This is a genomic window from Pseudomonas sp. 01L34, assembly GCF_056400265.1.
In genome coordinates, this window is the sequence record NZ_JBFTSX010000008.1 from 83949 (window position 1) to 105881 (window position 21933).

The following is a 21933-nucleotide window of genomic DNA, read 5'->3' on the forward strand; positions in this document are numbered from 1 at the left end:
CAGGTATTCCTTCAGACCAGAATCAGGTTATCCCGGTGAACCAGCTCCGGCTCCGCCATGTAACCCAACAGACCGATAATCGCCTCAGACGACTGACCGATGATTTTTTGTGCTTCCAGAGCACTGTAGTTAGCCAGGCCACGAGCGATTTCACGACCGTCCGGCGCCACACAGACCACCATTTCGCCGCGACGGAAGCTGCCCTGGACCAGCTTTACACCTACCGGCAGCAAACTTTTGTTGCCCTGAGACAGCGCAGTCACCGCCCCCGCGTCCAGCACCAGCGTGCCGCGAGTCTGCAGATGCCCGGCCAGCCACTGTTTGCGGGCCGCCAGCATGCCGCGCTCAGGCGACAGCAAAGTGCCGATGCGCTCGCCAGCCTTGAGGCGATCCAGCACTCGCTCAATACGCCCACCAACGATGATGGTGTGCGCACCAGAGCGCGCCGCCAGACGCGCAGCGCGCAGCTTGGTCTGCATGCCGCCACGCCCCAGCGCACCACCAGTGCCACCGGCTACCGCATCGAGCGCCGGATCGTCGGCCCGCGCCTCATAAATCAGCTTGGCATCGGGATTGTTGCGTGGATCAGCATCGAACATGCCATCGCGATCAGTGAGGATCACCAGCAAATCGGCTTCGACCAGATTCGCCACCAGCGCCGCCAACGTATCGTTGTCGCCGAAACGGATTTCGTCAGTGACCACAGTGTCGTTTTCGTTGATCACCGGGATCACCTTCAACTCAACCAGCGCACGCAAAGTGCTACGAGCATTCAGGTAGCGCTTGCGGTCGGACAAATCGTCGTGAGTCAGGAGAATCTGCGCGGTATGCCGACCATGTTCGGCGAAGCTCGACTCCCAGGCCTGCACCAGCCCCATCTGACCGATGGCGGCAGCCGCCTGCAACTCATGCATCGCACTGGGTCGCGAGGTCCAGCCCAGACGGCTCATGCCCGCCGCCACTGCCCCGGAGGACACCAGCACCAGTTCAACGCCCGCCTCATGCAGGGCAACCATCTGCTCGACCCAGACACCCATTGCTGCGCGATCCAGGCCTTTGCCGTCCGCCGTCAGCAAAGCGCTGCCGATCTTCACGACCCAACGCTGCGCACCTGTCACCTTGCTCCGCATCATCTTCAACCTTAGCTTGAGGGCAGCGCGACCTGGCACTGCCCGTGACGTTATTCGTGGTTCTTCGTGACCAACAGTCGATTTCCAGATACTAAAACGCCGCTCCAGTGAGCGGCGCTTAAGTTTATCGCAACGAATCAGTCACGCACGTAAATGATTTCCGGACCGTCTTCGTCATCCACATCTTCTTCGTCCCAATCGTCGTCACCGATGTCATGGACCGACTTCACGCCGCTGCGGCGCAGAGCACGCTGATCGTCCAGCGCCTGCAACTGGGCGCGCGCTTCATCTTCGATGCGCTGATCGAGCTCAGCCAGCTCTTCCTTGTAGGCCGGGTCGTTAGCCAGGCGATCGGCGCGATCTTCCAGGTAACGCATGATGTCGTGGCACAGACGCTCGGTGCCTTGCTTGGCGATCGCCGAGATCACATAGACCGGACCGGTCCACTCCAGACGATCAACGATCTCCTTGACGCGAGCATCGTGCTCTTCTTCAAGGATCTGGTCGCACTTGTTCAGTACCAGCCAGCGATCACGCTCGGCCAGGGACGGGCTGAACTTGGTCAGCTCGCTGACGATCACTTCAGCGGCATCCGGCGCACTGGTGTCATCCAGCGGCGCCATGTCGACGAGATGCAGCAGCAGACGCGTACGCGACAAGTGCTTGAGGAAGCGAATCCCCAGGCCCGCGCCGTCGGAAGCACCTTCGATCAAGCCCGGAATATCCGCGACCACGAAGCTCTTCCAGCGATCGACACTGACCACACCCAGGTTCGGCACCAATGTGGTGAACGGGTAGTCGGCGACTTTCGGCTTGGCAGCCGACACCGAGCGAATGAAGGTACTTTTGCCGGCGTTCGGCAAACCGAGCAGACCGACGTCCGCCAACACCTTCATTTCCAGTTTCAGGTCGCGCTGCTCACCCGGCTTGCCCGGCGTAGTCTGGCGCGGCGCACGGTTGGTACTGGATTTGAAACGAGTGTTACCCAGACCGTGCCAGCCGCCCTGAACCACCATCAGCTTCTGGCCGGCCTTGGTCAGGTCGCCAATGACTTCCTGGGTGGCAGAGTCGATCACTGTGGTACCTACCGGCACCCGCAGGATCAGATCCTCACCTTTTTTGCCGGTGCAGTCGGTACTACCACCGTTGGAACCGCGCTCGGCATCGAAGTGGCGAGTGTAACGGTAGTCGACCAGGGTGTTCAGGTTTTCGTCGGCCATCATGTAGATGGAACCACCATCACCACCATCGCCGCCGTTCGGGCCGCCGTTTTCGATGAATTTTTCTCGACGGAAACTCATGCAACCGTTGCCACCGTCGCCGGCCTTTACTCGAATCGATACTTCATCAACAAACTTCATAACAAAACGCCTCTCGCCATACGGACGAGCCGAAAAACAACCAAGACATAAGACTCTTGCAAAAATGAGCGCAGCGACCTCAATCAACGACCGCCAATACAGCGCTGGAGCCCATCACAAACAGCTTTGCAAGAGACTCACCCCACAAACGAAAAAGCCCCGTCGCAAGACAGGGCTTTTCCAGCGATCGCGCAATTAAGCTGCGACGACGCTCACGTAACGACGACCGAAGGCGCCTTTTACTTCAAACTTGATCACGCCTTCGATTTTCGCGAAGAGGGTGTGATCTTTACCCATACCAACGCCGTAGCCAGCGTGGAATTGGGTGCCGCGCTGACGCACGATGATGTTACCGGCCTTGATGACCTGGCCGCCATACATCTTCACGCCAAGGCGTTTGGCTTCTGAGTCGCGACCGTTACGGGTACTACCACCAGCTTTTTTGTGTGCCATGAGTTCAATTCTCCTAGTGAGGAATTAGGCTGATTAAGCCTGAATACCGGTGATTTTGATCTCGGTGTACCACTGGCGGTGGCCCATACGCTTCATGTGGTGCTTACGGCGACGGAACTTGATGATGCGGACTTTATCGTGACGACCTTGGGAGATCACTTCAGCCACAACGGTAGCGCCAGGAACAACTGGAGCGCCGATATTCACGTCGTCGCCATTGGCAACCAACAGAACGCGATCAAAAGTTACGGATTCGCCGGTAGCGATTTCCAGTTTTTCGATCTTCAGGTATTCACCTGGAGCAACTTTGTACTGCTTGCCACCAGTAACGATTACTGCATAAGACATGGTATTTCTCCGATAATCCTGCTCACCCAGCTCTTTATAAGAAGAGGTATTGGCTGGCATGGCTGCATAAGGCTGGAAGGCCTGTTTGCAATTGCGTAAGGCAGGTGCTGCCCAGGAAGTTCAGGGTGCGCGATTGTACGCAAGCTACTCTGGCGTTGCAAGTGGCCGTCCATCGCGCCTTGACAGGCCCGGACGTGGGTCCTAGCATGCCGCGCAACCCTTCTGGAGCAACTGTCGCTGATGCAACCCCAAGCTTTCTACCGCGCGGTGGCGGACGATTTTAGCGCCGTCGACGGCATCATCAAGAAGCAGCTGACTTCCCGAGTGCCGCTGGTATCGAAAATCGGCGACTACATTACCTCGGCTGGCGGCAAACGCCTGCGTCCCTTGCTCGTGCTGCTGTGCGGCAAGGCACTGGGCCGCGAGGGCGATGACCTGCGCCTGCTGGCCGCGACCATCGAGTTTCTGCACACCGCCACCCTGCTGCACGACGACGTCGTCGACATGTCCGGCATGCGCCGTGGCCGTTCGACCGCCAATGCCATGTGGGGCAACGCGCCGAGCGTGCTGGTGGGCGACTTCCTGTATTCGCGTTCTTTCGAAATGATGGTCGAACTGGGCTCCATGCCGGTAATGAAGATCCTTTCGCAAGCCACGCGCATCATCGCTGAAGGCGAGGTGCTACAGCTGTCGAAGGTCCGCGACGCCAGCACCACCGAAGAAACCTACATGGAAGTCATTCGCGGCAAAACCGCGATGCTCTTCGAGGCTTCGACCCACAGTGCCGCGGCCCTGGCCGGCGCCTCGCTGGAACAGAGCGAAGCGCTACGCACCTTCGGCGATCACCTGGGCGTGGCCTTCCAACTGGTCGATGACCTGCTGGACTACCGTGGCGATGCCGAGACTCTGGGCAAGAACGTCGGTGACGATCTGGCCGAGGGCAAGCCGACGCTGCCGCTGATCTACACCATGCGCGAAGGCACTCCGGAGCAGGCCGCACTGGTTCGTCAGGCGATCCAGAAAGGTGGCATCGAAGACCTGGAAAGCATTCGCGAAGCGGTCGAAGCTTCCGGCTCGCTGGATTACACCGCGCAACTGGCCCGCGACTACGTGGCCCGTGCGATTAAGTGCCTCGGCGCCCTGCCCGCCAGCGAATACCGCGATGCGCTGGTGGAATTGAGTGAATTTGCGGTCGCTCGCACGCACTGATATTCATAGCAAATTCAAAAGATCGCAGCCCTCGGCAGCTCCACATGGGTACACCAAGGAGCTGCCGAAGGCTGCGATCTTTTGCTGTTCGCTCCCTCCTGCGATAAATCCCTATATAATGTGCGCTTTTTAGCCATCCTGAATCCAAGGAGCTTTAGTGAGCACGTTGCCACCCTGCCCGAAATGCAATTCCGAATACACCTACGAAGACGGCGCACAGCTGATCTGCCCGGAGTGCGCCCATGAGTGGTCCGCCACTGGCGAAGCCGAAGTAGCGTCCGACGATACCGTGAAAAAGGACTCGGTCGGCAATGTGCTGCAGGACGGCGATACCATCACCGTGATCAAGGACCTCAAGGTCAAAGGCACTTCCCTGGTGGTCAAGGTCGGCACCAAGGTCAAGAACATCCGCCTGTGCGATGGCGACCACGACATCGACTGCAAGATCGACGGCATCGGCCCGATGAAACTTAAATCCGAGTTCGTCAGAAAAGTCTGAGCCCGCTGTATTCCATCCCGCGCCCTGCGTGGGATGGTGCTTTGCCCTTCCCGCCTCACCCAGCACTCCTCGCAATAGCCAAACGCCAGCCGTTTTGACCTTACGCAATCCTTACCCGATAAAAAACGCAAACCGCCAATAGGCCCTTGCTATTTAATGAATAGGAATTATTCTCATTGAACCCAATCAATGGAGATGAGACCCATGACTTATTTGATCGATGCCTGGCTGGACCGCCCACATCCCTACCTCAGAATCCTGCATCGGGAAACCGGGGAAGTCTGTGCGGTGCTTGAAGAAGAAGCCTTGAACGAGCTGCAGGATCAGGGTGATCTGGACGTCAACGGCCTGAGTTCCAGCGAGCCGGTGGTGCTCAAGGAACTGGTGCGCAATCTGTTTCTGTTTTGCTATGCCCGGGCGTTGCGCCCGAGTCATGATCTGAATACCAAGTTCGAGGTATGAAGATCATTTGTAAAAATGCCGGAGCTGGCCCTGCAGGAGCGGGCCAGCTCCAACACCGGGATTACAGAACGTCGAGCAGTTCGACGTCGAATACCAGTACGCTGTGCGGCGGAATGCTGCCAACGCCTTGAGCGCCGTAAGCCAGTTCGCTCGGCACGTACAGACGCCATTTGCTGCCCGCGTTCATCAGTTGCAGGGCTTCGGTCCAGCCAGCGATAACGCCGCCTACCGGGAATTCTGCAGGCTGGCCGCGCTCGTAGGAGCTGTCGAACACAGTGCCGTCGATCAGAGTGCCGTGGTAGTGAGTGCGCACTTGATCTTCACGGGTTGGCTTGGCGCCTTCACCTTGAGTCAGCACTTCAAATTGCAGGCCCGAAGCCAGAGTAGTGATGCCTTCACGCTTGGCGTTTTCAGCCAGGAAAGCCAGACCTTCGCCAGCAGCAGCTTCAGCCTTGGCAGCCGCTTCAGCTTGCATGATCTCGCGGATCACTTTGAAGCTGGCGGACATTTCTTCCTGACCCACACGGCTTGGCTTGCCGGCGAACGCGTCGGTCAGACCCGCCAGGATTGCGTCCAGGCTCACGCCCGGTGGCGGATTGTCACGCAGCTGGTCGCCCAACTGACGGCCAATGCCGTAGCTGACGCGGGTTTCATCGGTGGACAGATTTACTTCGGACATGACACTGCTCCGCTGTGCGGACGGCCCTGGAACTTGCCGTGCGTGCACAGCGCATCCCGGAGCGCCCGGAATCAAAAGGGCGAGCAGACTAGCACAGATGCCGCCACGTTGATGAGCGGCGTCAGCCCTGTTACGCAGAACGGAAGGTGCTCGGTAATTTCGGACTTTCCTCGGCGCTGGTACCGCACATTTCATCATGGGCCGAGGTATATACAACGTTGAATGGCTTGGGACAGGCGTGAAGCACTTCACGCGCATGCTCGACCGAGCGCAGCTGCAATGTCTCGCCATGAGCATCGAGCACTGGATGCGCCGCACCATGCATCCGAGCCTCCAGCACGTAGAACACGCCTTCCATCGAGATCAGATTCAACTCATCGATCTTTCCGGCGATGGCATACGCATTCAACTCTTGCAGGTTCATGAGCGCACCTCACGCAGTGGAGAGCCAGGGTTCTTACAGGGATATGCCTCGACGCGCCAAAGTACAAGCCACAAACGACACCGCCCGTCTGTTTCGCAACAGACGGGCGGTGCGGTGGACCGAGTAAGGACGGATCAGTGCTTGGTCAGCTTGTCCAGATAACCCATGGCAAACGCCGACACCACGAAGGTCATGTGGATAATCACGTACCACTGCAAATGCTCAGGATCGACGTTCTTGGCGTCCATGAAAATCCGCAGCAAGTGGATCGACGAAATTGCCACGATGGAAGCCGCGACCTTCATCTTCAACGAAGACGAATCCATGGTGCCCAACCAGTTGAGCTTCTCCTTGCTGTCGTCGATATCCAGTTCGGAAACGAAGTTCTCGTAACCGGAGATCATCACCATCACCAGCAAGCCGCCTACCAGCGCCATGTCGATCAGCGACAACAACACCAGAATCAGATCCGACTCGGCCATCGAGAACACGTTAGGGATGACGTGGATGACTTCCTGGAAGAATTTCAGTGCCAACGCCAGCAAGCCCAGCGACAAACCGAAATAGATCGGCGCCAGCAACCAGCGGGAGGCGTACATTGTATTTTCGATAAAGCGTTCCATTGAATCTCACACAAGGGGCTGGAAATGGCGGCGAGTATAACAGCCGCCTGTTACACCCAGAAACCGCCGGAAAATCCGCAACCTGCGTGTGTGTGACAAAGTTTTTCTGCTAGTGTCCAGATCAATGACAGGTCAGCGACATCGGACAGGAAAACTGGAAATGGATGTGCGATTGCCCTTAACGAGTGCAGGACTTTGCCTCGCATTGCTGCTCGGTGGTTGTTCACCCAGCGATGAGAAACGCCAGGTCAGCCTCGAAGAAAAGACCGCGCAGTTCGAAAAGTCTCTGGAGGCGATCAAGGATCCGAAACTCAAGGACGTCGTGACCGAACTCGGCGGTTCACTGCTGCTGCTCGAGCGTGCGCAACTCAAGCTCGACAGTAAACCGGTGGTCACCGAATACGGCGAAGATGCCCTCGCCGTATTCAAGCACTACCCCACGCCCCAGGCGCTGGTCGACACTTACATAAACGGGCTGTTCGTGCTGCACAAGGAGTCCAGCTCGGATTACCTGACCGATCTGCAACCAGTATTCCCCCTCCACTTCAACGCCCCTGGCGCATTCCTTTTCCCTCATGACCTGGAATGGCAATCGGTGACCCTCAGCAACAAGCGCGTCATCGCGTTTCAGCCGGAATGGTCGGAAACCGATCCCGGCATTCAGCTGAGCCCGTCGAGCTCCAACCTGACCAACCCCGATGACTTGACGGTGACCTACCCCTTCATCGAAGGCCTGGGTGTGGACAAAAAGCACCTGCCACAACCAGTGAGCCTGCAAGGCAAGGTGGAGGTCATCGCCCCACGCCGAATCTACAGCTTCGACCTGACAAAAAAGGACGTCGGCCAGACGCGCACCAATGACAACCTCAGTGTCACGCTGCTGAAACTTGAAAAAAACCATGCCGAAATCGAATTCAGTAACAGCGCACCACCGGCCCCCGAGGTTCGCGATACACCGCCCAACTCGCTGATCGTTCAGGCCAGGGACAGCACCGGGCAATTCCTCTCGCGCTCGGGCGCGATCAATGAAACCGCCACGCAAATTGCGTTCTATCAAAAACAACTGGCGCAAATGCAACAGCAGAAAGCCTGGAGCGAAGCGTTCGAAAAACAGCTCGAGGACGACCAGCGTGCCTTTGAAAAACAACAAACCCGACAGTATGCCAAGGTGTACTTCAATGGACCGATCGACACGCTCGAAGTCAGCCTGCTGGATTTCTCGGCGGTCACGGTGACCCGCAAGAACCTGGACCTGCCAGTACGCCGCTTCGACCCGCACACGACGGAAAAAACCATCCAGCCACTGGCTTTGCCCGTGGTGGTATACGACGACCAGGCTGCGACCTGGCTCAAGGGTGCGACGCTGGACGAGAACCAACTGAAAAAAAGCATCAGTATCAGCCAGTCGATCGATGACCCGAGCGCCGCGCGCATCGATTTCGATCACCCCAGAAGTTTCAATGATGAACTGCTCGGCACCTCGTTCAATCCCGGCGAAAGTCCCGTGACGTTCTTTACCCAAGACAGCAATGGCCGGCGCGATGGGCCGATCGAGCTGCCACCGGAGGCGTATCAGGTCGACCCGCTACGCGGCAGCATCACCTACGATCTGAATCTGTTTGCAGAAACTCCGGCCTACGCGGTGGGCTCCATGCCGCTGTTCCTGGCGACTGTCGACAAGCAAACCTACGACGCCCCCCAACTGCCCAAGGGCCTGACGCTCAAAGGGAATGAGTTGGTGGTTGATCTGAAGCTGTTCCCCGACCAGGATTGGCGCTTTTTCGCCAAGGACGACAGTGGCAACTATCTGAAGGAGATTCTTTCGGTCAGTCACGACGCGAACGCGCAAGGTCCGGGGTTATTCGCAGTGCATTACTTCTACGGCCAGCCCACACGTCTGGAAACTTATCAGCGAACCAACCTCACCACCGTGCAATACGGTTTCGAGGTCAAACTCGACAAGACCGAGCCCGGTAACCTGGATCAATAGCCTGGATCAGCCTTCAGGTCGAAACCCGGGACCGGCAAGGTTGTGGAAACGGCCACCGTTGATCTCTCGCAACTGGGCTTGCAGGTGCAGGCACCAGATTTGCGGGTCATCGGCCAGCTCGTAGCCATGCAGGGTCAGACTTTCGACGATGGTGTCGAGGATCGATTCAGCCACGACCGGCCCACGGAACGGGCCTTGAGCCTTGATGGCTGAAGGTTGCTCGCCGGCCATTCCGGCGGCAAAAAGCAAGGTCCACATGCCCGTATCTCCCGCCAGCGGGCGGATAGCACATTCGATACGGGTCACAAGGCCCAGGCATTGACGGGTGAGGCAGAGGTTGCGCGACATGGCGGCGACCCTCGGTAGATCCGGTATTCAGCCTCCACGGGAAGGCTGTCTCGATCCAGTGATAACTGTCGATATCCTTGAGCAGAGAATAGAAGAAAAGTTCAGCTCGCACGCGGCCCGCAGCCAGAAGGCGCCGAGTGGTCGCCGTGCAAATATTGACGCCAGAGATGTGACGAGGGGGCTTGCCCCGTTGGGCTGCGAAGCAGCCCCGAAATTTATCAGACAGACCTCATCGCCGATTTGACGACTGCTACGCAGCCGAACGGGGCGGTGCGGCGGTCCGACAAGCTCCCTCGCCACAGGGAGCCTCCTCAGTTCCGAGATTGACTCAGGCCGGTTTGACTTCCAGCAAGGCTTCCTGCGCCAACTCTTTTTCGGCCTCCTTGAGGTCTTCGTCGCTGACCATTTCCGCGATCACCCGCAAGCGTTCCACCACCCGCGCGTTGACGCTGCCCTCGGGAAAGTCGCCATTCTCATCCGGCGTACCGGCCGGCTCGCCGACCAGCAGGCTCAGGGCTTCGTCGGCCTGGCGCACCGCGTAGACATGGAACTGCCCCGCGCGCACCGCCGCCAGCACCTTCTCGTCGAGCATCAGCGTGGCGACGTTAGCCTGAGGAATGATCGCTCCCTGCTCGCCCGTCAGGCCGCGAGCCTCGCAGAGCCGGAAGAAGCCTTCGATCTTCTCGTTGACCCCGCCTACCGCCTGCACCTCACCGAACTGGTTGATCGAACCGGTAATCGCAAAGCACTGCTTGAGTGGAGTTTTCGACAAGGCCGAGATCAGCGTGCAGGCCTCGCCCAACGATGCGCTGTCGCCGTCAACGTAACCGTAGGACTGCTCCAGGGCGATGCTTGCGGAAATCGCCAACGGGAACTCCTGGGCATAGCGGCTGCCCAGGTACCCGGTGAGGATCATCACGCCTTTGGAGTGAATCGGCTGGCCGAGGTTGACCTCGCGCTCGATGTCGACGATGCCGCTGCCGCCCGGATACACCGTGGCGGAAATCCGCGCCGGTATCCCGAAGGCCGAATCGCCGACTTCCAGTACCGTCAGCCCGTTGCACTTGCCGACCGCCGCGCCATCGGTGTCGATCAGAATGATCCCGGCCAGCATGTCATCGAGAATCCGCGCCGAAACTCGTCCGGTACGGGTAGCCTTGGCCTTGAGCGCACGCTCGATGTGCCCGGCGTCAGTCATCTCGTCACCCGCCAGGTCACGAATGAAATCTGCCTCGCTGACCAGTTGGAACAGATCGCCGATCCGTGCCGACAAACGTCCCTGGTGCTCGGCCAGACGTGCGCTGTAAGTCGCCAGACGCGCCACCGCATCGGCGGTCAGCGGCGCCATGCCTTCTTCCGAGGTACGGGTTTTGAGCAACTGGGCGAACTGCTCCAGGCTTTCGTCGACCATCGGAATGTCTTCGTCGAAATCCACCAGGACGCGGAACATCTCCTGGAAGTCCGGATCGAGGTCTTGCAGCGTGTAGTAGAGCTGCCGGGCGCCGATGATCACGACTTTGACCTGCAACGGAATGTGTTGCGGCGTCAGCGTCACGGTGGCCAGACGGCCCAGCTCACCCAGCGGGGATTCCATTTTCAGCTTGCGCGATTGCAAGGCACGCTTGAGCGCATCCCACACGAATGGCTCGCTGAGCATTTTTTCCGCTTCGAGGATCAGGAAACCGCCGTTGGCCCGGTGCAATGCACCCGGTCGCAACTGCCGATAGGTGGTGTAGAGCGCGCCCTGATCGGTGCTGTATTCGATGCGGCCGAACAGGTTGTCGTAGGTCGGGTGCGGCTCGAACACCACCGGCGCACCGCCGCTGTGCGGATGCCCGACCACCAGGCTCGGGGCGTATTGCTCTTCAAGCAATTTGCGGGCGATGGCGTCGGTCTTGCTGTCATCCACCAGTTGCTCGACCACCGTTTTGAGCAGGTACACCTGCATCGCTTGCAAGTAACCACAAACCCCTGCGTTTTCCGCATACTTTTCCGACAGCGGCGCCAGCAAGGGCTGCAAGGCCAGGGTGATGGTTTCTTCGTTGAGCTGGCGCAGCTGATTGCTCGATTCGCGCTTCCATTGCGGCAGGCTGGCGAGCTCTTCGTTCAACCGCTCTTCGAGCCCGGAAATGTCATCGTGAAAGCGCTCGCGCTCGGCTTCCGGCAACTGGGCGAATTCCGCCTCATCCAGGGCCTTGCCTTCGCTCATCGGGGTGAAGGCAATGTTGCTGCTGTCGCGGTAGAGCGCGACGTCTTTCTCCAGCGCCAGACGCTCGATCACATCCAGCGCACGGTCATAACGCTGGTTGAACGCACGGTCGATGGCGCTTTTCTTCTGCTGGTAGGACGGGTGCTCGAATACTGCCGGAAAGGTCGCCAGCAGGTTGTCGATCAAGCCGTTGATGTCACCGATAAAAGCCCCGGCGGTGCCCGACGGCAATTCCAGGGCGCGAGGCTCGCGAGGCTCATCGAAATTATTGACGTAGACCCAGTCGGCCGGGGTCTGCAGGCGTTTGCCTTCGGCCTTGAGGTAGCGTTTGACGAACGAAAACCGGCCGGTGCCGGGCTCGCCCATGACGAACACGTTGTAACCGGGGCGCGGCATGGCCACACCGAACTGCAAGGCTTCGACCGCACGTTCCTGGCCAAGCACACCGCGGAAGGGCTCCAGATCATTGGTGGTAGAGAAGCTGAACTGTTCAGCGGAAAACGGACGGGTCAGCGCTTCAGGCGCTAGACGCAAGCTGGCAGCAACAGGATCAGGCATCGGGCTTCCTTACATCAGGCGGGGCAGATAACGGCATTCTGGCGCTGCCCGTACCCACTGGCAAGGCGCACCTCAAGCCAAAGCTTAGACAAGCCCCCATCCTCGGGCCGCGCGGGTCAAAATCAAGGTTTTCAGGGAATGTTTCGCAAAAAATCACGGAACCCCTGGAACCTGCCTAAACTCCAAACTGCGCGGCTGGAACGAATAACCGGCCCACTGGCACCATTAGGGGCCAGCACCCTGTCCATTGGTATGCACACAAAGAGAACATAGCTATGAAACGGATTCTTCTTGGTACTCTCTTCACCGTTGTATCCATCAACGCCATGGCTCAGGCGCCAGGCGGTCCGGACTGCGGTTGGGGCAACATGCTGTTCGAAGGTCAGCGTGGCACCCCGGCACACTTCCTGGCATCCACCACCAACGGCACCTCCGGTAATGCAACTTTCGGCATGACCTCCGGCACCAACGGTTGCTCGACCAATGCGGCGCTGACCTATGGCGGCAAATCCTGGATTGCCATGAATGGCATGATGAACGAGCTGTCCGAAGACATGGCTAAAGGTCAGGGCGAAGCGCTGACCACTTACGCCGTGGTACTGGGCGTGGCGCCGGAAGACCGTGCGCACTTCGCCGCCGTGACTCATCAACACTTCCAGCAAATTTTCAGCAAGGCTGACGTGACCGCTGAAGACGTGCATACCAATACCCTGGCCGTATTGAAGAACGATCCTCGTCTGGCCAAGTACGCCACTCAAGCTTAAGCTCGACCCGTCCCGCTCTCTTTGGGGAGCGGGTTTTATTTTTTTGACCCCGGCCCTTTTGGCCTGCCTCTTTGGGTCTTTGTTTCTTTCGACTTAAGTTGCTCACTATGCTCAAACGCCTTGCCTGGCTGGCGCTCTGTGTCTGCGCCCCGCTGTCCGCCGCGCCCCACATCGACAATCAACGTTTGCAGCAACTGGCCAACGACCCCTTCTGGATTTCCCTGGGTCATTACGAAACCGCCAAGCTCGGTGGCTGGCGCAGCTATGTCAGCGACAAGAAATTCTTTCTCGCCTCCGATGGCAACGAACACCCCGACCGCGAACTGGCGGCGACCGTACAGGCGCTGTATGCCCCGGCCAGTGCCGGCGAGCAGCATGCGCAATGCGTCTATCCGGCCCGTACTCGCTGGCTCAAGGCGCAACTTGACCTGACGGATCTGCCGTCGCTGGACTGTGCTGAATTCAAGCAATGGTTCAAGGACGTTTCGCCCCACAGTGCGGTGATGATTTTCCCGGCCGCCTACCTGAACAGCCCGTCGTCGATGTTCGGCCATACCTTGCTGCGCATCGATCAGGCCGATGTGCAGCGCGACAAGACCTCGCTGCTCAGTTACGCGATCAACTTCGGCGCCTACATCGAAGGGTCGGACAACAGCATTTTGTACGCGTGGAAAGGCCTGATGGGTGGTTATCCCGGGCTGTTTGCACTGGTGCCCTATCAGGAAAAACTCTCGGAGTACCGTAGCCTCGAAAACCGCGACCTGTGGGAATACCGCCTGAACCTGACCCAGCAGGAAACCGAGCGCATGGTCGAGCATGTCTGGGAGCTCAAGCAGATCCAGTTCGACTACTTCTTCTTCGATGAAAACTGCTCCTATCGCCTGCTAGAGCTGCTGCAGGTGGCGCGGCCGGGCCTGAAGCTGACCGATCAGTTCCCGTTGACCGCCATTCCCACCGACACCGTCAAAGCGGTGAAACAGGCCGGGCTGGTGGAGTCGATCGAATATCGCCCGTCCCGCGAGCGTGAACTGCTGAGCCGCGCGCAGCCGTTGACCGATGAAGAGCAGCAGTGGGTGCTGAAAATCAGCGCCGATCAGAAGCAATTGCAGGAACCGGCGTTCAAGGCGCAACCGCGCGAGCGTCAGGCGTTGATCATCGACGCGGCCTATCGTCTGGAGCGTTATCGCGCCAACGGCCAGGAACGTGACCCGCAACGGGCTCAGCGCAGTTTCGAATTGCTGCGCGCGATCAATCAGAACCCGCCTCCTGAACTGGACATTGCGCGACCTGGCTTGCCCGAGGATGGCCACGAGTCCCGCACCTGGCAGGCCGGCATCGGCACCCGGGGTGACCAAGCCTTCGGCGAATATGGCCTGCGCATGGCCTACCACGACCTCAACGACAACGCCGAAAGCTTCCCCCTTGGCGCGCAGATCGAAATCCTGCAGATGAAGCTGCGCCAATACGAAGGCAATCACTGGCAGCTGCAGCAACTGGACCTGGCGACCATCCGCTCCCTGACCCCGCGCAACGCGCTGTTGCAGCCGCTGTCGTGGCAAGTCACCGGCGGCCTGGAGCGTGTGCCGGGCAAGCATGATGACGAAACCCTGGTCAGTCATGTCAACGGTGGTGGTGGCGGGACCTGGCAACTGAGCGACGACATGCTCGGGTTCGCCTTGGGCACCGTGCGCGTGGAGCACAACAACGACTTCGCGGGCTTCATTGCCCCGGCAGCGGGCTTCAACAGCGGTCTGCTGTGGAAAAACCCGCTGGGGAATTTCAGCCTGGAAGCCAAGGGCGATTACTTCACCAACGGCGAAGTGCGCCGGAGCATGAGCCTGAATCAGCAGTGGGAGTTGTCGCGCAACCTCGGGCTGCGCCTGAGTGCCCAACGCGAATTCAGCCACCTGGCATCACCTGAAAACGAAGTGATGCTTGAAGTGAAGTGGTATCACTATTGATCTTTTGACCCTTCTTTCACTCCCATCCGACAAATCCGCTTCTAGACTTCCCCTATAGGCCGTTGAACGGCCCTGGAGTCCGAGATGTGGCGTTGCGTGGGTGTGTTGGGGTTGTTGCTATTGATTACAGGGTGCCAGTCGACTCACGAGGATCTGATCGCCAAAGGGTATCCGCCGGCGTTCGCCGATGGCTTCGATGACGGTTGCAGCAGTGGCCGGCAAGCCGCCGGGGCAATCACCGGTGAATTTCGCAAAAACGTCCCACGCTACCTCAAGGACAAGCAATACGCAGAAGGCTGGACCGATGGCTTGCGTCAATGCCAGGCCATGCGGGAAAGCGAGGATCGCAACGAGTACAGGGAACGCCATTGGGATGAGCGCGAAAGGGCCTGGCAACGAGAGAAAGACCGGGACGCCGCGCGAGCCTATCGCTCGCAATAAGTCGTTTACAGACATTCGTCGAAACTTAAAGCACGCGACCATGGCCCAAACCCTATAACGGGAGAACAACATGAGTCGCGCCTTCGTCAATGAAGATAACGCTGCCGCGCAAGCCGACCTGCCAGTCGAACGACAGGTCAGCGCGCAGCCCAATTACGTCACACCCGCCGGGCTCATGCAGCTCCAGGCGAAAGTCGCCGCGCTGCAAAGCCTGCTCGACGAGGAAAGCGCCAAAGGTGACCTGGCCGACAAGCAGCGCCAGGCTGACCTCGATCGCGACTGGCGCTACTTCAAGCAGCGCCTGCAAAGCGCACAGGTGGTCGCACAAGCCTCCTCGACCGATAAAGTGCAGATTGGCAATTGGGTGACCTTTGCCGACGAGCACGATCATGAACAGCGCGTGCAATTGGTCGGAGAAGACCAGGCGGATGCTGCCCATGGGCTGATCAATTGGAGTTCACCGCTGGGACGGGCGTTGCTGGGCGCGCACAAGGGCGATGAAGTGCTGTGGAAGCGGCCGGCGGGGGATTTGGTGATTGAGGTGCTGGCTATAGAGATCGGGTGAGTTCGATGACGCCTTTGCCGGCAAGCCTCGGTCTTACTGAGCGCAAAAAAAACGGAGCCCCGAAGGCTCCGTTTTTTTTATGCAGCCAACCTGAAATCAGGCCAGTTTCTTGTGCCGTACCCGGTGTGGCTGGGAGGCCGCTTCTCCGAGGCGCTTCTTGCGATCGGCTTCGTACTCGGTGTAGTTGCCTTCGAAGAACACCGCTTGCGAGTCGTCTTCGTACGCCAGGATGTGAGTCGCGACGCGGTCAAGGAACCACCGATCGTGAGAGATCACAATGGCGGCGCCCGGGAAGTCCAGCAAGGCTTCTTCCAGGGAACGCAGGGTTTCAACGTCGAGGTCGTTGGACGGTTCGTCGAGCAGCAGGACGTTGCCGCCCTCTTTCAGGGTCAGGGCCAGGTGCAAGCGACCACGCTCACCACCGGACAGGTCCTTGACGAACTTCTGCTGATCGCCACCCTTGAAGTTGAAACGACCGACGTAGGTACGCGACGGGATCTCGTAGTTGCCGATGCGAATCTGGTCGGAACCGTCGGAGATCTGCTGGAACACAGTCTTACTGCCATCCAGGTCTTCACGGCTCTGGTCGACGCACGCCAGTTGCACGGTTTCGCCGACTTCGATGCTGCCCGAATCCGGCGTTTCCTTGCCCATCAGCATGCGGAACAGGGTCGATTTACCGGCACCGTTACCACCGATCACGCCAACGATGGCGCCTTTAGGCATGGAGAACGACAGGTTGTCGATCAGCACGCGATCGCCGTAGCCCTTGGTGACGTTCTTGAACTCGATGACCTTGTCGCCCAGGCGTGGACCGGCCGGGATGTAGATCTCGTTGGTTTCGCTGCGCTTCTGGAATTCCTGCGATTGCATTTCTTCGAAGCGTTGCAGACGAGCCTTGGACTTGGACTGGCGGGCCTTGGCGCCTTTGCGCACCCACTCCAGCTCTTCCTTCATGGCCTTTTCGTGAGCCGATTGCTGCTTGGATTCGGCAGCCAGACGATCGGACTTGGCTTCGAGCCAACCCGAATAGTTGCCCTCGTACGGGATACCGGCGCCGCGGTCGAGTTCGAGGATCCAGCCGGCAACGTTGTCCAGGAAGTAACGGTCGTGCGTGATCGCAACCACGGTGCCCGGGAAATCGTGCAGGAAGTGCTCCAGCCAGGCGACGGAGTCGGCGTCCAGGTGGTTGGTTGGTTCGTCGAGCAGCAGCATGTCCGGGGCGGACAGCAGCAGGCGGCACAGGGCCACACGACGCTTTTCACCACCGGAAAGATGTTCAACCCTGGCATCCCAGGCCGGCAGACGCAGCGCATCGGCAGCGACTTCCAGTTGGCGATCCAGGTTGTGGCCATCGCTGGCCTGCAGGATGGCTTCAAGTTTGGCTTGCTCTGCAGCCAGCTTGTCGAAGTCGGCATCCGGATCGGCGTAGGCCGCGTAGACCTCGTCCAGACGCGCCTGGGCGTCCTTGATCACGCTGACCGCTTCCTCGACCACTTCACGCACGGTCTTGGTCGGGTCCAGGATCGGTTCTTGCGGCAGGTAGCCGATGTTCAGGTCCGGCATCGGACGGGCTTCACCGTCGAACTCGGTGTCGACGCCTGCCATGATTTTCAGCAGCGTGGACTTACCCGAACCGTTGAGACCGAGGACGCCGATTTTGGCCCCGGGGAAGAACGACAGCGAAATGTTTTTCAGGATTTCCCGCTTCGGCGGAACAACTTTGCCCAGCCGATGCATGGTGAAGACGTATTGAGCCATGGAGAACCTAGGGTCAGTGACTGATGAATGATTGGAGCGCAGGCGATGCCCGGCCAGGCCATGCGCGTCGTTCGTTTGATGGGTATCAAGGCGTGCGCGCTGAAAAAAACCTGAGTCTAGGAGCTGGAACGCTCCCGCGTAACCGGCAAAGCTACCTCATTGACAGAAGGCAGTCCAGCCGAGCGGGGCTGGCACTTCGCCACAACTCAAGGCATGCTAGCCGCCCTTCGGGCGTCCGGCTTATAGTGCACGCCGCGCCAGTCCAGCCAAACCGCAGGATTACAGTTTGTCCAATGTCACTCCGCCACCGTCCGCGAGCGTGCTCACCCCTGGGCTCGGCTCGCCCCTGCGCGGAAGCTTGAAGGGCGCGCTGGCGACTCTCGTGCTGTTGCTGCTCGCACTGCTGTTCTGGCAGTTGCTGGATCAACTGCGCGAAACCCAGAAAAACCAGCGCCAGTACACCATCAACTACACCGCCGACCTGGCTTCGCAAGTCAGCCTCAACATGGCGCTCAACGCCCAGATCGCCCTTAATCTGCTACCGATCGTCGAACAACCGCAAAGCGCCGACGAACAGCAGGCATTGCTGCGCAAACTGCAACAGTCGCTGCCCGACCTGCGCAGCCTGGCGCTGCTCAGCCCCTCCGGGAAAGTCCTGAGCGACAGCGCCGTCGACAGCCAGGACGCCAACTACCTGAGCGAACTGGTCCAGCGCAGTCGCGCCCAGGCCCACTATTTCAGCAATGCCGATGACGGCTCGGTGGTGCACCTGCTCCTGCATCAGGCCAGCGGCAGCACTCGCGGCTACTGGGCCCTGCGCCTGACACCGACATTTTTCTCTTCATTGATCAAACAGGGCGACGCCGGCATTCGCCCCCTGTGGCTGGTGGAAAACCGCATCAATCATCAGATCATCAGCCGCGATGACGCCCTGCCTTCAGCCAACCCCGCGGTGCTGACACCCGACGAACTGACCAACAGCGTGTTGACCGTCCCCCTGAGCAGCAGCGACTGGCAACTGCGCGGGCTGTTCGACCGGCAACGGGTGATCGAACAACTGCTGCCGGCATTCATCGGCAAATGCCTGCTGGGCCTGGCCTTCTCACTGTTACCGTTCATCGCTTTGCTGAATATTCGTCGCCGCCAACGCCAACTGCATGAAGGCCGCCGACGCTATCAGGACATCTTCGAAGGCACCGGCGTTGCCCTGTGCGTGCTGGACCTGTCCGGGCTCAAAAGCTTTTTCGACAAGGCGCAACTCACCAGCAGCGAGCAGCTGAGAACCTGGCTCGGGATACCGGAGCAACGCCAGCAACTGTTGCAGGAACTGCGCATCACCGAGGTCAACCAGGTCGCCCTGCAACTGCTCAACGTCAATTCCTGCGATCAGGCCTGGAAACTACTGATCAACGGCTGCCCACTGGACTGCACGGCCATCGGCAATCAAGTGCTCGAAGCGGTGCTCCACCAGCAGAAACAGCTTGAGCTGGAAATCAAGCTTCAGGACGCCAATGGCCGCGACCAGCACTTGTGGCTCGTGCTGCGCCTGCCGGAAGATCAGCCCGACCATAGAGCGGTGATCCTGAGCATCAGCGACATCACCAGCCGCAAACTCATTGAGCTTTCGCTGCTGGAGCGCGAAGGATTCTGGTCCGATGTGGTGCGTACCGTGCCGGATCACCTGTATGTGCAAGACGTGATCAGCCAGCGGATGATCTTCAGCAACCATCACTTGGGGCAGACGCTGGGTTACAACCGCACCGAGCTGCACCAGATGGGCGAGTACTTCTGGGAAATCCTCTTGCACCCGGAAGATGCCGACTACTACCACCGCTCTCGCCAGTCCCAGCGTCAGGCGGGTTACACCCAATTGCTGCAGTGCCAGCTGCGCTTCCGTCATCGCGATGGCAAATGGCGGCGTTTCGATATTCGCGAACAGGCCCTGGCGCGGGACAAGCACGATCAGGTCACGCGCATCATCGGTGTGGCCAAGGACATCACCGAGCAGATCGAAGCCAGTGAATCCCTGCGCGACAGCGAGCAGCGCTACCGGATGCTCGCCGAAAGTATCAGCGACGTGATTTTCTCCACTGACAGCAAGATGGCGCTCAATTACGTCAGCCCTTCGGTGCAAGCGGTGCTGGGCTTCGACGCCGACTGGATATTCCAGAACGGCTGGCAATCGACCATCGCCAACCCGCAACAACTGAGCGGCATCTACAGCCTGATGGACCGGGTCAGCAAAGCGCTGGATAAACCCGATCAACTGACACTGCTGCGCAGTCAGGTGCAGACCCAACTGTTTTTGTTCGACTGCCTGCGGGCCGACGGACGCAAGATCCCTATCGAGTTGCGTCTGGTGTTGGTCTGGGACGAACACGGCGCCTTCGAAGGTGTGCTCGGGGTCGGTCGCGACATCAGCCAGCAACGCCGGGCCGAGAAGGACCTGCGCATGGCGGCCACGGTATTCGAGCACTCCACCTCGGCGATTCTGATCACTGACCCGGCCGGCTATATCGTCCAGGCCAACGAGGCCTTCAGTCGCGTCAGCGGCTATGCGGTGTCCCAGGTGCTCGATCAGTTGCCGAACATGCTCACCGTCGACGAGCAGCAGGAAACTCATCTGCGCTACGTGCTCAAGCAATTGCATCAGCACAGCACCTGGGAAGGCGAAGTCTGGCTCAAGCGTCGCAACGGCGAGCACTATCCGGCCTGGGTCGGGATTACGGCGGTGCTCGACGACGAAGGCGATCTGGCCAGTTATGTGTGTTTCTTCAGCGACATCAGCGAACGCAAGGCCAGTGAGCAACGGATTCACCGCCTCGCCTATTACGACGCCCTGACCCACCTGCCCAACCGCACGCTGTTCCAGGATCGCCTGCACACCGCGCTGCAATCGGCCGAACGGCAGAAGTCCTGGGTGGTGCTGATGTTCCTCGACCTGGACCGCTTCAAGCCGATCAACGACTCCCTGGGTCATGCCGCCGGCGACCGCATGCTCAAGGAAATGGCCACGCGCCTGCTCGGCTGCGTCGACGATGACGACACCGTGGCGCGTATGGGCGGTGATGAGTTCACATTGCTGCTGCAACCCCGGGTCAACCGCGAGATCGCGCTGAACCGAGCCATTCACGTGGCCGAACAGATCCTCGCCAGCCTGGTGAAGCCGTTCGTGCTCGAAGGCCGCGAGTTCTTCGTCACCGCCAGTATCGGCATCGCCCTGAGTCCTCAGGACGGTAGCGAACTCAGTCAGCTGATGAAGAACGCCGACACCGCGATGTACCACGCCAAGGAACGCGGCAAGAACAACTTCCAGTTCTATCAGGCCGACATGAACGCCAGCGCCCTGGAGCGTCTGGAGCTGGAAAGCGACTTGCGCCACGCCCTGGAACAAAACGAATTCGTGCTGTACTACCAGCCGCAGTTCAGCGGCGACGGCAAACGCCTGACCGGCGCCGAAGCCCTGCTGCGCTGGCGCCATCCGCGCCGCGGCCTGGTGCCGCCAGGGGACTTCATTCCGGTGCTCGAAGAGCTCGGGCTGGTGGTGGATGTCGGCGACTGGGTGATCGGTGAGGCCTGTCGTCAACTCAAGACCTGGCACCAGGCCAAGGTGCGGGTGCCGAAGGTCTCGGTGAATATTTCGGCCCGGCAGTTCTCCGACGGGCAGCTCGGCACGCGGATCGCCACCATCCTCAGGGAAACCGGCCTGCCGCCGGCGTGCCTGGAGCTGGAGCTGACCGAAAGTATCCTGATGCGTGAAGTCAGCGAGGCGATGCAGATCCTCGCCGGACTGAAAAACCTCGGCCTGAGCATTGCGGTCGACGACTTCGGCACCGGTTATTCATCGCTCAACTACCTCAAGCAATTCCCGATCGATGTGCTGAAAATCGACCGCACCTTCGTTGATGGCCTGCCGTCGGGCGAGCAGGATGCGCAAATTGCCCGGGCGATCATCGCCATGGCCCACAGCCTCAATCTGGCGGTGATCGCCGAGGGCGTGGAAACCCACGAACAGCTCGACTTCCTGCGCGAGCATGGCTGCGATGAGGTTCAGGGCTACCTGTTCGGCCGCCCGATGCCGGCCGGCCGGTTCGAAGCGCAGTTCAGCAATGATGCGTTGTTCATGTTCGACTGAAGAGGAACTTCTG

Annotated in this window: 19 protein-coding genes; 9 read left to right on the plus strand and 10 right to left on the minus strand. The window is 59.5% G+C overall.

Features of this window, described 5'->3' with window-relative positions:
- Positions 1-11: 11 nt before the first annotated feature.
- From proB to rplU, 4 genes are all read right to left on the minus strand, one after another.
- The gene (gene proB, locus AC1DQM_RS24065) at positions 12-1130 is read right to left on the minus strand and encodes a glutamate 5-kinase (RefSeq protein ID WP_007938428.1); all 1119 of its coding nucleotides are present in this window, start codon (positions 1128-1130) and stop codon (positions 12-14) included.
- A gap of 137 nt (positions 1131-1267) precedes the next feature.
- Positions 1268-2491 carry an Obg family GTPase CgtA gene (gene cgtA / locus AC1DQM_RS24070; protein WP_018925882.1) on the minus strand — a complete coding sequence of 408 codons (1224 nt, stop codon included), beginning with the start codon at positions 2489-2491 and terminating at the stop codon, positions 1268-1270.
- Positions 2492-2686: 195 nt separating this feature from the next.
- Positions 2687-2944, minus strand: coding sequence for a 50S ribosomal protein L27 (rpmA, locus tag AC1DQM_RS24075; protein ID WP_003228360.1), 258 nt, complete (start codon positions 2942-2944; stop codon positions 2687-2689).
- A gap of 33 nt (positions 2945-2977) precedes the next feature.
- Positions 2978-3292: a 50S ribosomal protein L21 gene (gene rplU / locus AC1DQM_RS24080; protein WP_007901869.1), complete on the minus strand. Its 315-nt coding sequence runs from the start codon at positions 3290-3292 to the stop codon at positions 2978-2980.
- A gap of 240 nt (positions 3293-3532) precedes the next feature.
- Here rplU and AC1DQM_RS24085 point away from each other — a divergent pair, with 240 nt between their 5' ends.
- The 3 genes from AC1DQM_RS24085 (at position 3533) to AC1DQM_RS24095 (ending at position 5462) form a co-directional block, all read left to right on the plus strand.
- Positions 3533-4501, plus strand: coding sequence for a polyprenyl synthetase family protein (locus AC1DQM_RS24085; protein WP_018925881.1), 969 nt, complete (start codon positions 3533-3535; stop codon positions 4499-4501).
- A gap of 157 nt (positions 4502-4658) precedes the next feature.
- A complete protein-coding gene (locus AC1DQM_RS24090; RefSeq protein WP_018925880.1) occupies positions 4659-5000 on the plus strand; it encodes a zinc ribbon domain-containing protein YjdM in 342 nt (113 codons plus the stop codon).
- A 204-nt stretch (positions 5001-5204) separates the two neighbouring features.
- Complete coding sequence (locus AC1DQM_RS24095; protein WP_018925879.1) at positions 5205-5462, plus strand: PA4570 family protein; 258 nt, start codon at positions 5205-5207, stop codon at positions 5460-5462.
- A 61-nt stretch (positions 5463-5523) separates the two neighbouring features.
- Here the strand turns inward: AC1DQM_RS24095 and AC1DQM_RS24100 are convergent, their stop codons facing one another.
- The 3 genes from AC1DQM_RS24100 to AC1DQM_RS24110 form a co-directional block, all read right to left on the minus strand.
- Positions 5524-6141 carry an FKBP-type peptidyl-prolyl cis-trans isomerase gene (locus tag AC1DQM_RS24100; RefSeq protein ID WP_007938433.1) on the minus strand — a complete coding sequence of 206 codons (618 nt, stop codon included), beginning with the start codon at positions 6139-6141 and terminating at the stop codon, positions 5524-5526.
- Between the two features lie 130 nt (positions 6142-6271).
- A complete protein-coding gene (locus AC1DQM_RS24105; protein WP_096479525.1) occupies positions 6272-6565 on the minus strand; it encodes a DUF6482 family protein in 294 nt (97 codons plus the stop codon).
- A 134-nt stretch (positions 6566-6699) separates the two neighbouring features.
- Positions 6700-7188 (minus strand): TIGR00645 family protein, encoded by a 489-nt coding sequence (locus AC1DQM_RS24110; protein WP_007938436.1) that lies wholly within the window; start codon positions 7186-7188, stop codon positions 6700-6702.
- 160 nt (positions 7189-7348) lie between these two features.
- Here AC1DQM_RS24110 and AC1DQM_RS24115 point away from each other — a divergent pair, with 160 nt between their 5' ends.
- On the plus strand, positions 7349-9178 hold the full coding sequence (locus AC1DQM_RS24115; RefSeq protein WP_477746958.1) for a hypothetical protein: 1830 nt from the start codon (positions 7349-7351) through the stop codon (positions 9176-9178).
- A gap of 6 nt (positions 9179-9184) precedes the next feature.
- Here AC1DQM_RS24115 and AC1DQM_RS24120 read toward each other — a convergent pair whose 3' ends face one another.
- Positions 9185-9526, minus strand: coding sequence for a PA4575 family protein (locus AC1DQM_RS24120; protein ID WP_019581273.1), 342 nt, complete (start codon positions 9524-9526; stop codon positions 9185-9187).
- A gap of 328 nt (positions 9527-9854) precedes the next feature.
- A complete protein-coding gene (locus AC1DQM_RS24125) occupies positions 9855-12293 on the minus strand; it encodes a Lon protease family protein (RefSeq protein WP_018925874.1) in 2439 nt (812 codons plus the stop codon).
- 275 nt (positions 12294-12568) lie between these two features.
- On the opposite strand from AC1DQM_RS24125, the gene AC1DQM_RS24130 reads away from it, so the two are divergent.
- The 4 genes from AC1DQM_RS24130 (at position 12569) to AC1DQM_RS24145 (ending at position 16024) form a co-directional block, all read left to right on the plus strand.
- Positions 12569-13057 carry a DUF3015 domain-containing protein gene (locus AC1DQM_RS24130; RefSeq protein ID WP_018925873.1) on the plus strand — a complete coding sequence of 163 codons (489 nt, stop codon included), beginning with the start codon at positions 12569-12571 and terminating at the stop codon, positions 13055-13057.
- A 107-nt stretch (positions 13058-13164) separates the two neighbouring features.
- On the plus strand, positions 13165-15018 hold the full coding sequence (locus tag AC1DQM_RS24135) for an Lnb N-terminal periplasmic domain-containing protein (RefSeq protein WP_258612700.1): 1854 nt from the start codon (positions 13165-13167) through the stop codon (positions 15016-15018).
- 84 nt (positions 15019-15102) lie between these two features.
- Positions 15103-15459: a hypothetical protein gene (locus AC1DQM_RS24140; protein WP_064620471.1), complete on the plus strand. Its 357-nt coding sequence runs from the start codon at positions 15103-15105 to the stop codon at positions 15457-15459.
- Between the two features lie 70 nt (positions 15460-15529).
- Positions 15530-16024, plus strand: a complete 495-nt coding sequence (locus AC1DQM_RS24145) for a GreA/GreB family elongation factor (RefSeq protein ID WP_258671202.1) — start codon at positions 15530-15532, stop codon at positions 16022-16024.
- 96 nt (positions 16025-16120) lie between these two features.
- Here the strand turns inward: AC1DQM_RS24145 and ettA are convergent, their stop codons facing one another.
- Positions 16121-17785, minus strand: coding sequence for an energy-dependent translational throttle protein EttA (gene ettA / locus AC1DQM_RS24150; protein WP_018925869.1), 1665 nt, complete (start codon positions 17783-17785; stop codon positions 16121-16123).
- Positions 17786-18071: 286 nt separating this feature from the next.
- On the opposite strand from ettA, the gene AC1DQM_RS24155 reads away from it, so the two are divergent.
- On the plus strand, positions 18072-21920 hold the full coding sequence (locus AC1DQM_RS24155; protein WP_477746959.1) for a sensor domain-containing protein: 3849 nt from the start codon (positions 18072-18074) through the stop codon (positions 21918-21920).
- Positions 21921-21933: the final 13 nt, after the last annotated feature.

What these genes read in the sequence shown, in the direction of transcription:
- proB (WP_007938428.1), bottom strand. Translation starts at nt 1,130, where the DNA reads ATGCGGAGCAAGGTGACAGGTGCGCAGCGTTGGGTCGTGAAGATCGGC.
- cgtA (WP_018925882.1), bottom strand. Translation starts at nt 2,491, where the DNA reads ATGAAGTTTGTTGATGAAGTATCGATTCGAGTAAAGGCCGGCGACGGT.
- rpmA (WP_003228360.1), bottom strand. Translation starts at nt 2,944, where the DNA reads ATGGCACACAAAAAAGCTGGTGGTAGTACCCGTAACGGTCGCGACTCA.
- rplU (WP_007901869.1), bottom strand. Translation starts at nt 3,292, where the DNA reads ATGTCTTATGCAGTAATCGTTACTGGTGGCAAGCAGTACAAAGTTGCT.
- AC1DQM_RS24085 (WP_018925881.1), top strand. Translation starts at nt 3,533, where the DNA reads ATGCAACCCCAAGCTTTCTACCGCGCGGTGGCGGACGATTTTAGCGCC.
- AC1DQM_RS24095 (WP_018925879.1), top strand. Translation starts at nt 5,205, where the DNA reads ATGACTTATTTGATCGATGCCTGGCTGGACCGCCCACATCCCTACCTC.
- AC1DQM_RS24100 (WP_007938433.1), bottom strand. Translation starts at nt 6,141, where the DNA reads ATGTCCGAAGTAAATCTGTCCACCGATGAAACCCGCGTCAGCTACGGC.
- AC1DQM_RS24105 (WP_096479525.1), bottom strand. Translation starts at nt 6,565, where the DNA reads ATGAACCTGCAAGAGTTGAATGCGTATGCCATCGCCGGAAAGATCGAT.
- AC1DQM_RS24110 (WP_007938436.1), bottom strand. Translation starts at nt 7,188, where the DNA reads ATGGAACGCTTTATCGAAAATACAATGTACGCCTCCCGCTGGTTGCTG.
- AC1DQM_RS24115 (WP_477746958.1), top strand. Translation starts at nt 7,349, where the DNA reads ATGGATGTGCGATTGCCCTTAACGAGTGCAGGACTTTGCCTCGCATTG.
- AC1DQM_RS24120 (WP_019581273.1), bottom strand. Translation starts at nt 9,526, where the DNA reads ATGTCGCGCAACCTCTGCCTCACCCGTCAATGCCTGGGCCTTGTGACC.
- AC1DQM_RS24125 (WP_018925874.1), bottom strand. Translation starts at nt 12,293, where the DNA reads ATGCCTGATCCTGTTGCTGCCAGCTTGCGTCTAGCGCCTGAAGCGCTG.
- AC1DQM_RS24130 (WP_018925873.1), top strand. Translation starts at nt 12,569, where the DNA reads ATGAAACGGATTCTTCTTGGTACTCTCTTCACCGTTGTATCCATCAAC.
- AC1DQM_RS24135 (WP_258612700.1), top strand. Translation starts at nt 13,165, where the DNA reads ATGCTCAAACGCCTTGCCTGGCTGGCGCTCTGTGTCTGCGCCCCGCTG.
- AC1DQM_RS24140 (WP_064620471.1), top strand. Translation starts at nt 15,103, where the DNA reads ATGTGGCGTTGCGTGGGTGTGTTGGGGTTGTTGCTATTGATTACAGGG.
- AC1DQM_RS24145 (WP_258671202.1), top strand. Translation starts at nt 15,530, where the DNA reads ATGAGTCGCGCCTTCGTCAATGAAGATAACGCTGCCGCGCAAGCCGAC.
- ettA (WP_018925869.1), bottom strand. Translation starts at nt 17,785, where the DNA reads ATGGCTCAATACGTCTTCACCATGCATCGGCTGGGCAAAGTTGTTCCG.